General features: G+C 73.5%; 6 protein-coding genes. 4 read left to right on the top strand and 2 right to left on the bottom strand.

Annotated features, from left to right (window positions below):
* Positions 1-253 precede the first annotated feature (253 nt).
* From B0I32_RS30330 to B0I32_RS30315, 4 genes are all read left to right on the top strand, one after another.
* Positions 254-2,011 (top strand): potassium/proton antiporter, encoded by a 1,758-nt coding sequence (locus tag B0I32_RS30330; protein WP_245956118.1) that lies wholly within the window; start codon positions 254-256, stop codon positions 2,009-2,011.
* Between the two features lie 675 nt (positions 2,012-2,686).
* Positions 2,687-5,170: an ATP-binding protein gene (locus tag B0I32_RS61055; RefSeq protein ID WP_106245591.1), complete on the top strand. Its 2,484-nt coding sequence runs from the start codon at positions 2,687-2,689 to the stop codon at positions 5,168-5,170.
* 217 nt (positions 5,171-5,387) lie between these two features.
* Positions 5,388-9,047 (top strand): nSTAND1 domain-containing NTPase, encoded by a 3,660-nt coding sequence (locus tag B0I32_RS30320; protein WP_146178362.1) that lies wholly within the window; start codon positions 5,388-5,390, stop codon positions 9,045-9,047.
* A gap of 69 nt (positions 9,048-9,116) precedes the next feature.
* Positions 9,117-11,348, top strand: coding sequence for a tetratricopeptide repeat protein (locus B0I32_RS30315; RefSeq protein WP_106245588.1), 2,232 nt, complete (start codon positions 9,117-9,119; stop codon positions 11,346-11,348).
* A 38-nt stretch (positions 11,349-11,386) separates the two neighbouring features.
* On the opposite strand, the gene B0I32_RS30310 is transcribed toward B0I32_RS30315, so the two are convergent.
* Positions 11,387-11,824 (bottom strand): hypothetical protein, encoded by a 438-nt coding sequence (locus B0I32_RS30310; RefSeq protein WP_106245586.1) that lies wholly within the window; start codon positions 11,822-11,824, stop codon positions 11,387-11,389.
* A 134-nt stretch (positions 11,825-11,958) separates the two neighbouring features.
* Entirely contained in the window at positions 11,959-13,497 is a 1,539-nt protein-coding gene (locus B0I32_RS30305; RefSeq protein ID WP_106245584.1) for a pectate lyase family protein, read from the bottom strand.
* Between the last annotated feature and the right edge of the window lie 117 nt (positions 13,498-13,614).

Genomic DNA, 13,614 nt, shown 5'->3' with positions numbered 1-13,614 from the left:
GGCCACCTCACGTCATGTCCCGGTACGCGTAGACCGCGCCCCGCATCCCGATCATTTCCGAGACCGTACCTGGCCAAAACCGTGGACATCACTTCCGCTCCTGATGGGTACAGCCCCGGGGTGGCGCCGGCGTGGAACCGTTCGCGCGCCGCTCACGCATCGACGACACCGTGATCCGGTACGTGCCGACGCGAAGCTATGCCCCGTATCGTCACAGATCCAGACACTTTCCGCCGTCACGTAAGGGTTCACGATGAGTCTGCAGCAGCTGTACGGGGTGTTACTGGCCGGCGGGATGGTGCTGCTCGCCGGCATCGCCGCGGCACGCACCGCCAGCAGGCTCGGCTTGCCCAGCCTGCTGCTGTTCCTGGCCCTCGGCGTGCTGCTCGGCGAGGACGTGCTCGGCATCGACTTCGACGACGCCCAGCTGGCCCAGACGCTGGGCACCTCGGCGCTGGCCGTCATCCTCGTCGAGGGCGGGCTGAGCACCCGGTGGGCCGACATCCGCCGGTTGCTGCTGCCCTCGGCCCTGCTGGCGACGGTAGGCGTCACGGTCAGCGTGGTGATCACGGCCGTGAGCGCGCACTACCTGCTCGGCATGAACCTGCAACTGGCGCTGCTGCTGGGCGCGATCATCTCCTCCACCGACGCCGCCGCCGTCTTCTCCGTCCTGCGCGTGCTGCCCCTGCCCCGCCGCGTGGCCGGCATGCTGGAGGCCGAATCCGGCTTCAACGACGCCCCCACCGTCATCCTGGTGCTGGTGTTCTCCGCCACCCCCGACAAACTGGGCGAACCGCTCGCCATCGCCGGGCAGATCTCCTTCGAGCTGGTGGCGGGGGCCGCGATCGGGCTGGCCTGCGGCTGGGCCGGCACCCTCGCGCTGCGCTACGTGGCCCTGCCCGCCACCGGCCTCTACCCGCTGGCCACCGTCGGCCTGGGCGTGATCTCCTTCGCCGCGGCGGGTGCCGTGCACGCCTCCGGCTACATCGCCGCCTACCTGGCCGGCCTCGTGCTCGGCAACGCCGTCCTGCCGCACCGCGCCGCCACCCGCTCCTTCGCCGACGGCATCGGCTGGCTGGCCCAGATCGGCCTGTTCGTCATGCTCGGCCTGCTGGTCACCCCGAGCGAGCTGCCCGGCGTGCTGCTGCCCGCCGTCGTCATCGGCGCGGTCCTGCTGCTGGTGGCCCGGCCCGCGTCCGTCCTGGCCAGCCTGTTCCCCTTTCGCACCGGCTGGCGGCAGCACGTCTTCATCTCCTGGGCCGGGCTGCGCGGGGCGGTGCCGATCGTGCTGGCCACCTACCCCATCGTCGCCGAGGTGCCGGGCAGCCGCCAGCTGCTCAACATCGTCTTCGTCCTGGTCGTCCTGTTTACGCTGCTCCAGGGGCCGACGCTGCCGTTGCTCGCCCGCCTGCTCGGCATCGTCCAGCCGCACGAGGCCAGAGAGGTCGACATCGAGTCCGCGCCCCTCGACGTCCTGGCCGCCGAACTGCTCACGCTCACCGTTCCGCCCGGTTCGCGGCTGCACGGCGTGGAGATCTTCGAGCTGCGGCTGCCGAAGCCGTCCATCGTCACCCTCATCGTCCGCGACGGCGACACGCTCGTCCCCGAGCCGGGAACGCTCCTACGGGAAGGCGACGAGGTCCTGATCGTCACCACGCCCGACACCCGTGGCCGGGTCGAGCAGCGGCTGCGCGCCGTCGGCAGGGGCGGGCGGCTGGCCCACTGGCACGGCGAACACGGCGAGGCCGAGCCCGGCCGCACGCCCCCGACCGCCACGCCGGCGTCCTCGACGCCGGTCTCCTCGGCCCGCGCCGAGCCCGTCCCGGCGAGCGAGCCGGAGCACGACGCGGAGCACGGCCCGGAAGGGGGTACGGCAGGCGGGGCACGGCGGGGGCGTCCGTACTGGCGGACGAAGCTGGGCGGCCGGATCCGCCCCACGAAGATCACCCCGTCCGCCCCGCCCGAGGAGGAGTCGCTGCCCGAGGCCGAGTCCGACCGGGCCGTGAACTGACGCCCGCCGGCCGGCGGGTCAGGTGAACGTGTCGGTCTGGGTGTTGCCGTCGCCGATCGGCACGCCCTTCGCCTCGTGCGGCACGACAGTGGGGCGCGGCCCGCCATGCGGCGGCCCTCCCGCACGACGACGTGGTCACCAATCTAATGCGCGGGGCTGGCGGGTGATCGGCGGCCGTCCTGTTTGGCCCGGCGCGGATCGGGGCAGCGCTACCACCTTGCGGGATCGGCGGGCTGACGGCGGGACGCGGACGACGCGACCGCCGGACGGCGCCGCCGGACGTCCGTCCGACGACGAGGAGGCTCAATGGACACCGCAGGCTGGATCATCTCCGCCATCGGCATCATGATCGCCATCGGCATCGCCTGGAGGATCGGCAGGGGCAAGGACCGGACCCGCCGCTGACCCGGCTCCCCACCACCGGAGGATCGCCAGCACGGAGGAGTCGCCCCTGACCCGGCTCCCTCGCCCGGAGGACCGGCAGCGAGGGAGGATCGGACCCGCCTGCGCTCCGACTCCCCATCGCCCGGTGCATCGGCGGCGAAACTCGCCTCCCCAGGGCGCGAGGCCGTCGGGTGGAGTGCCCCGTTCATCCGGACTCGTGGGCGATGGCCGCGTGACATTGTGGTGTCATGGCGAGTGCCCGCCGCCGGCATCGGGGATCGAGGGAGTGTCATGTCAATTGGGACAGCAGAGGGCTCCGGCGAGGCGGGCCGCAGCCTGGGAACACTCCTGCGCGCGTGGCGGGACCGGGCGCTGCTGACCCAGGAACAGCTCGCCGACCGGGCCGGCGTCAACGCCAGGACCATCCGCCGGCTCGAAGGCGACCTCGTGGAGCGGCCCCGCGCAGCCTCGCTCCGGCTGCTGGCCGACGCACTCGGGCTCGACCCGCGGGAGCAGGACGTGCTCACCGCCGTGGCCCGTTCGCAGGCCGTACCGGCCGCGGAGCCTGATGAGCGGGACGGCGACGAGCCGCCCGAGGCGATCGCCCCCGTCCCGCCCAGGCCCCGGCAGTTGCCGGTCGGCGTGGCCGGGTTCGCCGGGCGTACGGGAGCGCTGGAGGAGCTGGACCGTCACCTCGACGCGGGCGCGGGCGGGACGAGGATCTGCGTCGTCACCGGCACGGCCGGCGTCGGCAAGACGTCCCTGGCGCTGCACTGGGCGCACCGGGCGCGCGGCCGGTTCGAGGACGGCGAGCTCTACCTGAACCTGCAGGGGTTCGGGCCGGCCGGCGACGCGGTCGATCCGCGGGAGGCGCTGGGGGCGTTCCTGGAGGCCATGGGCGTGCCGCCGCGGCGCATCCCGGAGGAGCAGGCGGCCAGGGCCGCGCTGTACCGGACGACGCTGGCGGACAAGCGCGTCCTGGTCGTGCTCGACAACGCCCGCGACGCCGAGCAGGTGCGCTGGCTGCTGCCCGGCGGCCCGGACTGCGGCGTCATCGTCACCAGCCGGCGCAGCCTGAGCGGCCTGATCACGGCGGAGGGGGCCGGTCTCGTCACGCTGGACCTGCTCTCGCGGACGGAGTCACGCGACCTGCTCGCCCACCGCCTCGGCCGCGACCGGATCGAGGCGGCCCCCGCCGCCACCGACGCGATCATCGACGCGTGCGCGCGGCTGCCCCTGGCCCTGGCCATCGCCGCGGGACGGGCGGTCACCAGCCCCGTCCTGCCGCTCGACGCCCTGGCCGCGGACCTGCGGCGGGACGGCGGCGACCTGGGCGGGCTGAGCACCGGCGACCCGGCCACCAGCCTGCGGCTCGTGCTGGCCCGCTCCTACGACGTGCTGCCCGGCGACGTGGCCGGCCTGTTCCGGCTGCTCGCCGTCCATCCGGGACCCGACCTCACCGTGGCGGCGGCGGCCAGCCTGGCGGGCGTCGACGAGGCCCGGGTCTCGCGGCTGCTCGCCGCCCTGCTCGACGCGCACCTGATCACGGAGGTGACGCACGGCCGCTACGCCTGCCACGACCTGCTCCGCGCCTTCGCGCTGGAGCTGGCGGACGGAGCCGCGGGGACCGGCGAGATCGGCGCCGCGGACGGGGCCGCGAAGGCCGGCGAGATCGGCACTGCGGACGGGGCCGTGAAGGCCGGCGAGATCGGCGCCGCGGGCGCCGCCGGCGGGGCGGGGGAGGCGGCGGTGCGGCGAGCGGCGGCGGACCGGGTCCTGGATCACTACCTGCACACCGCGTACGAGGCCGCCCTGCGCCTGCACGTGCCCGCCGAGTGGCTGCTGCCCCCCGGGCCGCCCGCGCCCGGCGTCCGCGCCGAATCCCCGGCGGGACACCGGCAGGCGCTGGCCTGGTTCCAGGCCGAGCACGCGGTCCTGGCGGCGGTGCTCCGCCAGGCCATGGCCGACGGCCGCCACGCCCAGGCGGTCCGGCTGGTCTCGGCGCTGCAGTTCTGGCTGATGCGCAGAGGACACCGGCAGGAACACCTCGACTGCCTGCGCGTGGCCCTGGAGGCGGCCGCCCGCACGGGCGATCAGCGGGCGCGGGCGGCCACGCACCGCTGGCTCATCCCGGTGACCGCCGAACGCGGCGAGTCCGACCAGGCGTACACGCACTTCCGCCGGGCGCTCGCCTACGCCCGCGAGGCCGGCGACCTGGCCGAGGAGGCCTTCTCCCTCTTCGACATCGGCCTGGCCTGTGTGCACGGGGGACGGATGGAGGAGGCGCTGGGCCACGCGCGGGCCGCACTCGAACCCCTGCGCGCGGCCCGCCTGACCGTCACGGAGGCCTACGTCCTGAACCTGATCGCCTGGTGCCGGTGCGCCCTCGGCGACCACGAGCGAGCACTCCAGGCCGGCGAGAAGGCGATGGCCATCGCCACGGAACGGGGCGACGAGTCCGTGCGGGGCCACATCCTCGACACGCTGGGGATGATCAGGCACCACCGGGGCGAGCACGACGACGCGATCGCGCACTTCCGCCGCGCCCTGGCCTCGTGCGGCGCGCTCGGCCACCGCTACGACGAGGCCGAGATCCTGCTCCACCTCGGCGACACGCTCCAGGCCGCCGGCCGGACCGGCCAGGCGGCGCACACCTGGCGGCGCTCCCTGGCCATCCTGGTCGAGCTGGGGCACCCCGCCGCCGACGACGTACGGGCGCGGCTGCCGGACCACGACCTCTCACCGGCCACGCCAGAACCCGCCTTTCCCGAATAGGCGCCCGCGTCGATTCACGGGGGTCCGCGAATCGATTCCGTCGCGGGAGTGCGAGCCGTTGTCCGGACACCGTCGAGAAGACCGGACAAACGACAGCGGGGCGTCGTCCGGCCCAGGGAATGGCGCGGAAATAAGCGGTGGCGCCGCCCACACGACCCGATATGCTGACAGCGGCTTGTGCTGACATTGACCTTCTCTGTCACGGGGGATGCGGGCGATGGCACGTCCTGAGCGGGTGCTGGATCCGGACAACGACCCGCTCCACCGGTTCGCGCACGAGCTCAGGCAGCTGCGGGTCAAGGCCGGTCAGCCCAGTTACCGTGAGCTGGCCAAACGCGCGCATTTCTCGGTGACGGCGCTTTCCGAGGCGGCCGGCGGAGTGGTCGTGCCCAGCCTCGCGGTCACCCTCGGTTACGTCGAGGCGTGCGACGGCGATACCCGGCAATGGGAAAGCCGATGGCATTGCCTGATGAACGAACTTCCCCCGGCCGAAACGCCGTCCCGGGCCCGGGAAGCGGCTCCCTATTTGGGGCTGGTGCCTTTCGGGCCGGCCGACGCGCCTTTATTCTTCGGCCGCGAGCGCCTCGTCCGCCACTTACAGGAACGGCTCGCCGAATCGCCGCTGCTGGCGTTGTTCGGCCCTTCGGGATCGGGAAAGTCGTCGGTCCTGCGGGCGGGGCTGCTGCCCGCGCTCGCCGAGCCCGCGAACGGCTCGCGGGTCGTGTTCCTCACCCCAGGTGAGCGGCCGCTGCGGGAGCTGTCGCTGCACCTGGCCCAGGCGTGCGCCGTCGCGGCCGACTCCGTCCACGGTGTGCTGCTCGACCCGGCGAGCTCCGTACACCTGCTCTGGGAGCAGAGCCTGACCGGAGCGGCCGGTCAGGCCCGCCTGGTGATCGCCGTCGACCAGTTCGAGGAGATCTTCACACTCTGCCACGACGAGGACGAACGCCGCCGCTTCGTCGACGTGCTGCTGTCCGCCGCCCGCGAGCCGCGCGTACGCGTCGTGCTCGGCGTGCGGGCCGACTTCTACGGGCACTGCGCCCACCACGAGGAACTGGTCGCCGCGCTGCAGGACAACCAGGTGCTGATCGGGCCGATGGAGGACGACGACCTGCGCGCCGTCATCGTCGGCCCGGCCAGGCACGCGGGCGTCAAGGTCGAGCCGGAGCTGGTCGACCTGATCGTGGACGAGGCGCGCGGCCAGGTGGGCGCGCTGTCGCTGGTCTCGCACGCCCTGCTGGAGACCTGGCGGCACCGTACGGGAGCCTCCCTCACGACGGCGGCGTTCCGTTCGGCCGGCGGGCTGAAGGGCGCGGTCTCCCAGACCGCCGAACGCGTCCACGGCGAGCTCGGACCGGTCGAGCAGGAGATCGCCAGGAACGTGTTCCTGCGGCTGACCACGCCGGGGGACGGCACCGAGGACACCCGCAGGCGCGCCTTCCGCGCCGAGCTGGAGGCGAGCCCTCAGGGACGGCGCACGTCCCGAGTGCTGGACACGCTGATCGCGGCCCGGCTGGTCGTGGCCGAGGAGCACACCGTGACCATCGCGCACGAGGCGCTGATCCGCGGCTGGCCCCGGTTACGCGGCTGGCTGGAGGAGGACCGCGAGCGGCTGCACGCCCACCGGCGGCTGGCCGAGGCCGCCGCCGAATGGGACCGGCACGGCCGCGACGAGGCGTTCCTCTACCGCGGCAGGCGCCTGTCGGACTGGCAGGACCAGCGAGAGGACGCGCTCAACGACCTCGAACGCGACTTCCTCGACGCCGGCCGCCGCAGGGAGCGGGCCGAGTCCGACGGCCGGCGCCGGCGCACCCGTCTGGCCTGGACGGTGCTCGCCGCGACCACCGCCGTGGTCAGCGTGCTGGGCGCGATCGCCCTGATCGAGGGCCGCCAGGCGCGCGAGCAGCGGGACGTGGCGCTCTCCCGCCAGCTCGCCGCCGAGGCGCGGGCCGAGCTGGAGCTGAGCCCAGGGCGCGGGCTGGCCCTGGCCAGAAGGGCGTACGCGCTGTGGCCGACGGTCGAGGCCGAGTCGGTGCTGCGTCAGGGCATCGTCGAGGACCACCTGCTCGCGACCGTGCCCGGGCTGGGGCGGGCCATGGGGGTGGCGCTCAGCCCGGACAACACGCGCCTGGCCGCCGGTTCGGCCGACGGCCTGGTCCGGGTGTGGCCGTGGCGGCAGGGCGGCCCGCCGGCCGAGCCCGTGGTGCTGCGGGGGCACCGCGGTGAGGCGCTGAGCCCGAAGTTCAGCCCGGACGGGCGGCGGCTGGCGGTGCCGGGAACCGACGCGACGATCCGGATCTGGGACCTGTCGGGCGGCGATGCGCGGATCGCGCTCACCGGGCACGACGGCGCGGTCTGGAACGTCGCCTACAGTCCCGACGGCCGCCTGCTGGCCAGCGCCGGCAGGGACGGCACCGTCCGCCTCTGGAACCCGGACGGCACCGGCAGCCCGCGGGTGCTGCGCGGGCACGAGGGCGAGGTCACGACCGTGGCGTTCAGCCCGGACGGCCGGACCCTGGCCAGCGCCGGCCACGACGCCGTCATCCGGCTGCGCCGGATCGGGGACGGCGAGACCCGGGTCCTGCGCGGGCACACCGCCGCGATCAAGACCGTGGCGTTCAGCCCCGACGGGCGCCTGCTGGCCAGCGTGAGCATCGACGGCACCGCACGCGTCTGGCGGACCTCGGGCGACCTGCCGCCCGTCGTGCTGCACGGGCACCTGGGCGCGGTCGAAGGGCTGGCCTTCAGCCCCGACGGGCACCGGCTGGCCACCACGAGCGACGACTCCACGATCCGCCTCTGGTCCCCCACGGGGACAGGCGATCCGCTCGTGCTGCGCGGCCACGACCGGGTCGTGTGGGGCGCGGCGTTCAGCGCCGACGGGACCCGCCTCGTCAGCGCGGGCGACGACGGGACGCTGCGGATCTGGGACTCGCGAGGTATGGGCCAGGTCTCGGTGCTGCGCGGGCACGAGGGGGAGGCGTGGGTGGCGGCGTTCGCTCCCGGCGGGCGGCGGGTGTTCAGCGGCGGCGTGGACGGCACCGTACGGGTCTGGGACCGGCCGACCGAGCAGGACCGGGTGCTGACCAGGCACGACGCCCAGGTGACCGGCCTGACCGTGAGCCCCGACGGCCGCCGCGTGGCCAGCACCGGCATGGAGGGCCTGATCAAGGTCACCGACGTCGAGGGCGACGCGAAGCCCCTGGTGCTGCGCGGGCACAAGGGCCCGGCGTGGACCGCCGCCTTCAGCCCGGACGGCCGGTGGCTGGCCAGCGCCGGCAAGGACGGCGCGCTGCGCGTCTGGGACCTCACCGGCGCCGTGCCCCCGCTGACCCGGTGGGCCGACACGAACCAGATCCGCCACGCCGCCTTCAGCCCGGACGGCCGCCACGTCGCCACCGGCGGGCAGGACGGCACCGTACGGATCTGGGACGCCCACCGCGACCTGCCGCCCCTGGTCCTGCGCGGCCACCGCGGCCTGGTGTGGGCGGTCGCGTACAGCCCGGACGGGCGGCGCCTGGCCAGCGCCGGCACCGACGGCACCGTCAGGATCTGGCCCACGACCGGCCGGGGCGAGCCGCAGGTGCTGCGCGGCCACCAGAGCATGGTGTGGGCCGTCGCCTTCAGCGCCGACGGGCGGTGGGTGGCGGGCACCGGCAACGACGGCACGGCTCGCATCTGGCGTACCGACGTGAGCGCCCCGCCCATCACGGTGGGCGGCTTCGCCGCGCCGGTGGAGAGCGTCCAGTTCTCCGGCGACGACGAGCTGTTGCTGACCGCGCACGGCGACGGCACCGCGCGCCTGTGGCGGTGCACCGCGTGCGAGCCGATCGGCGACCTGCTCGTCCGCGCCGACCGGCGGCTCGCCAGGGAGTGACGCGGGCCTCGGGGCGCCGAACGGGGACGATTCTGCGGGCACGATCGTTCACCCGGCAGGGGTGATGTGATGAATCTCGCCGAGCAGGACCCGGAGAACCTGGCGGACCAGGGGGAGGCCCACCGCCTGGAAGGCCGCTTAGCAGAGGCGGTCGAGTGTTTCTCGCGGGCCGTCGAGCTCGCCCCGGACCACGCGTACGCGCTCGGCTCGCGCGGCCAGGCGTACCGGGCGCTGGGCCGGGAGGCGGAGGCGCTGGCCGACCTCGACCGCGCCATCGAGCTGGCGCCCGAACTGGGCTGGGTGAGCATCGAACGGGCGCTGATGGCCTCCGACGCCGGCGACGACGAGCGGGCGCTGGAGATCCTGGACCGCGCCATCCTGGCCGACCCCGGCAACGCGTACGTGCCCTGGCACCGGGCCCTCGTCAAGGAGTCACTGGGACGGTACGGCGACGCGCTGACCGACCTGGACCTGTTCGTCGCGCACGACCCGGACGACCCGGAGGGCTACTGGAAGCGCGGCCAGATCCACCGGCAGCTCGGGCAGATGGAGCAGGCGCTGGCCGACCTGAACCGGGTGATCGACCTCGACCCGGGCAACGCCGGCGCGTACGAGAACCGCGCGGACGTGTCGTGGAGCACCCGCCCCGAGGAGGCGGTGGCCGACTACACCCGGGCGATCGAGCTGGAGCCGCACCGCTACTGGAGTCACACCGGGCGCGGCTCCCTGCTGAACACCTTGGGACGCCGGGCGGAGGCCCTCGCCGACCTCACCAGAGGGATCGAGCTCGACCCCCGGATCGCCTACGCCTTCGCCGCCCGCGGTGACATCCACCTGGCCGGGGGAGACCTGGAGGAGGCGCTGGCCGACCTGGACCGGGCGATCGCGCTCGACCCCGAGTCCGGCTGGGCGCGCGGCCTTCGCGGCCGGGCCCTGTACTACCTGGACCGCGAGGAGGAGGCGCTGGCCGAACTGGACAAGGCGATCGCCCGCGAACGTGACGACGCCAAGCTCATCCTGCTGCGGGGCACCGTACTGAAGGATCTGGGCCGCTATCGGGAGGCGCTGACCGACGTCGAGCGGGCGGTCGCCCTCGACCCCACCGCCAGGGCGTACGCCGAGCGCGGCGACGTCCTGATCTTCCTCAACCGGAACGAGGACGCGCTCGCGGACCTGGACCGCGCGGTCGAGCTCGACCCCGACGACGGCTTCGCCAGGGAGAACCGCGGGATCCTCTACTCGGGTCTGGGCCGCGACGAGGACGCGTGCGCGGAGCTGACCACGGCCATCGCCCTCGGCTACGACTTCCCCCTGACCCGCCTGGTGCGCGGTCGCAGCCTGCTGAACCTGAGCAGGCGCGAGGAGGCGATAGCCGACTTCGACCGCGCCATCGAACTGGACCCGGGCCACGTGCGCGCCCTGGTCGCCCGCGGTCTCGCCTACGTCGAGCTGCACCGCTACGAGGAGGCGCTGGCCGACCTCGACCGGGCGGCCGAGCTCGACCCCGGCCACGAGGAGGCCGCGGAGCTGCGCGACCACCTGTTCCTGCTGCTGCTCAGCCCCGCCGAGAGCTTCTCGCTGTTCGCGCACTACCTGGTGATGGGCACGTGGGAGCTCGCGGGCGACAACCCCGAGGAGTTCGTCGAGGCCCTGGACGGCTGGGCGAACCTCTGGCGGATCGCCGGGGACGAGGAGATCCGCGCGAAGGAGCTCAGGACCCTGGACCGGACGATCGCGGAGGATCCAGGCGACGTCGTCGCCCTGACCTCCCGGGCCCTGCTGCACCGCGCGGCCGGCCGCTACCAGGCGGTGCTGACGGACCTCGACCGCGTCCTCGCGGTCGAACCGGACAACAGGTGGGCGTTCGGCCTGCGGCGTGCCGCCCAGTTCGACGGCGGGCGGCCCGACGAGGACGACGACTTCGACTGGGCGTACCGGCTCTACCACCTGGGGCTGCCGGCCTCCCTTGAGGTGATGTGCGCGATCGCGCTGGCGGACGGGCCCGACCACCTGACCGACGTCATGCGCGCGGACCTGCGCAGGAGGGAACGGCGGATCGCCGCGGGCAGCGCGGGCGCCGCCGCCGGGCTGCTGGAGCTGGCCGGCGAGTACGCGCTCGTGGGGCCGGACGAGGACATGGAACGGCTGCACGCGCGGGCCCGCGGGGAACCCGACTACGACTCGGCGAAGGCCGCCCGGATCGCCGCCACCAAGGACCTTCTGGACAAGTCCCACGGGGCCGGCGAGGAGCTGCCGCAGTTCCGCAGGCTGAGACACCTGCTCGCGCTGCTACAACAGTGACCCGCACACGCCCCGACGGCTGGATGGACGGCTTCGGCTCATGATCCGTGCGGGTGGTTCTCTATCTCGCCACCCAGCCGGTCGCGCAGCTCGTCCAGCAGAGCCGGCTCAGCGACGACGGCCCACCGGTCGCCGGCCAGATAGGTCCCGCCGTACGGCCGCGCCTCGCCGAGCCAGGCGTCCTCACCGGCCGCCGTGGCGAAGGTCATGATCGTGTACCGGCCTTGGGGTGACAGGCACACGACCTGACGCAGCTCGGCCGAGTGCCCCTGCTCCTGCGTCCGCCCGCACCGCGCCGCCGCGATGAGACGCTCCGCGGTCATCGCGGGCCGCGCCACCGGCTCGGACCGGTGACCGCCGTGACCGGTCGCGCTGAGCGGATGGGGATTCCAGATCGAGGACACGGCGAAGCCCACGCCCAGCGCCGTCAGGCAGCAGGCGACGATCGAACGCAGCCGACGCAGTCCGCGTGTCACCTCGTACCCGGTCTGTCCGTACCCGTTTCCCCTGGATACGCAGCCGGCCCGGCCCGGGTTCAACGCCACGTACCCGATTTCGAAAAAAGGGGCGGGGGCCGCCGGACCGACGACCCCCGTCAAGGAGGACCCCGCTACCCGGCGTAGGTCTCGAACTCGGCGACCCTCGGCGTGCCGTTCGAGCCGGTGATCCGGAACGTGATCTTGCTCAGGGAGACCGGCGTGAAGGTGATCGCGCCCGCCCCGCTGCCCGACTTCAGCACCGCGCCGTTGCCGGCGTTGAGCAGCTGCCAGGACCCGATGCCGCCGGTCGACCCCGACGGCTCGCGGATGACGACCTGGGAGACCGTCGTGGCGGAGCCCCACTTGATCGAGATGTCACCGGTCGAGCCGGAGGGCGACCAGTACGTGCTCATGTCGCCGTCGCGCACGTTGCCGTAGCTTGTCCCGCTCGCCTTGCTGGAGCCGTCGGAGCCGGCCCCGATGCTGAGGTTGGTCCCGCCAGGAGGAGGGGTGACCGTCGGCGTCACGGTGGGCGTCACGGTCGGGGTCGTCGTGGGCGTCTGGGGTGTGCAGGAGCCGTCCGACACCCGCAGCCCCTTGTTGGCGCCCGCCGTCTGCCGGACGACGTCCGGCACGCAGTTCGCCCCGTCGAGGCGGTAGGAGTACGGGACGCTGACGGACGTGTTCGACTGCGGGTTGGGGCCGGCGGGGTTGTTGTCGCCGCTGCGGCTGGACCAGGTCACGTTGTCGAAGATGTTGCCGCTGACCTGCCAGTAGCCGGCCTCGTCGGTGTAGAACGTGCCGAGAACGTCCTTGGAGTCCTCGAAGTAGTTGTTGTCCACCTTGGCGCGGCCGCCGGCCCGGGAGTTGATGCCCGACTCGTGCAGGTTCGCGTAGTGGTTGTTGTAGATGTGGGCGATGCCGCCACGCAGCAGAGGCGTGCGGGAGTCGATGTTCTGGTACAGGTTGTGGTGGAAGGTGACGTAGCCGTTGGAACGGTCGCTCTCGCTGGACCCGATGAGCCCGCCGCGACCGGAGTTGCGCAGGGTGCTGTAGGACAGGGTCACGTACTGGGTGTCGTTCTTCATGTCGAAGAGGCCGTCGAAGCCCTCCGACTCCCCGCCCGAGGCCTCCAGGGTGACGTGATCGACCCAGACGTTGCGCACGCCGCTCTCCATGCCGATGGCGTCGCCGCCGTTCGACGTGGGGGAGCCCGACTTCTTGACGTTCCTGACGGTCACGTTCTGGATGATGATGTTGCGGGCCTCGCGGATGTGGATGCCCAGCTGGTCGAAGACGGCGCCGTTGCCGACGCCGATGATCGTGACGTTGCTGATCTGCTTGAGTTCGATCACGCCGGCGGCGGTGTTGCAGCTCCCGCCCGACACCTTGGAGGTGTTGCCGTGGTTGATCGTCCCCTCGACCTCGATGGTGATCGGGGTGCTGCTGCTGGCCCGGCCGCACAGGGCCGCGTGGATCGCGGTCCCCGTGGTGGCCCGCACCGTCTGCCCGCCGGCGCCGCCGGTGGTGCCGCCGTTGGCGCTCGCGTACCCGGTGACGGTGCCGACCGCCGCCGACGCCTGGATCATCGGCAGAGCCACCGCGGCGGCGGCCGCCGTGGCCGCCGCGGCCAGCGCCGCCCCGAGTCGTAACACGACTGCTCGTCTCATGCTCGTCCCGCCTTCGTCGTCGGATGCCGCACGCGGGTCTCACTGGCGCGGTCCCCGGCGTGGGCGGATCGCCGCGGGGCTCGCGGCGGCGGGCCGGCGTCGGGATCGCTTCAGTGC

The sequence above is a fragment of the Nonomuraea fuscirosea genome, assembly GCF_003001935.1.
GTDB classification, from domain to species: Bacteria; Actinomycetota; Actinomycetes; order Streptosporangiales; family Streptosporangiaceae; genus Nonomuraea; species Nonomuraea fuscirosea.
This window is presented reverse-complemented; position numbering and strand designations above follow the sequence as displayed.

Bases quoted from the DNA above. Each gene is read 5' to 3' on its own strand.
- B0I32_RS30305 (WP_106245584.1), bottom strand. From the start codon at position 13,497: ATGAGACGAGCAGTCGTGTTACGACTCGGGGCGGCGCTGGCCGCGGCG.
- B0I32_RS61055 (WP_106245591.1), top strand. From the start codon at position 2,687: ATGTCAATTGGGACAGCAGAGGGCTCCGGCGAGGCGGGCCGCAGCCTG.
- B0I32_RS30320 (WP_146178362.1), top strand. From the start codon at position 5,388: ATGGCACGTCCTGAGCGGGTGCTGGATCCGGACAACGACCCGCTCCAC.
- B0I32_RS30330 (WP_245956118.1), top strand. From the start codon at position 254: ATGAGTCTGCAGCAGCTGTACGGGGTGTTACTGGCCGGCGGGATGGTG.
- B0I32_RS30315 (WP_106245588.1), top strand. From the start codon at position 9,117: ATGAATCTCGCCGAGCAGGACCCGGAGAACCTGGCGGACCAGGGGGAG.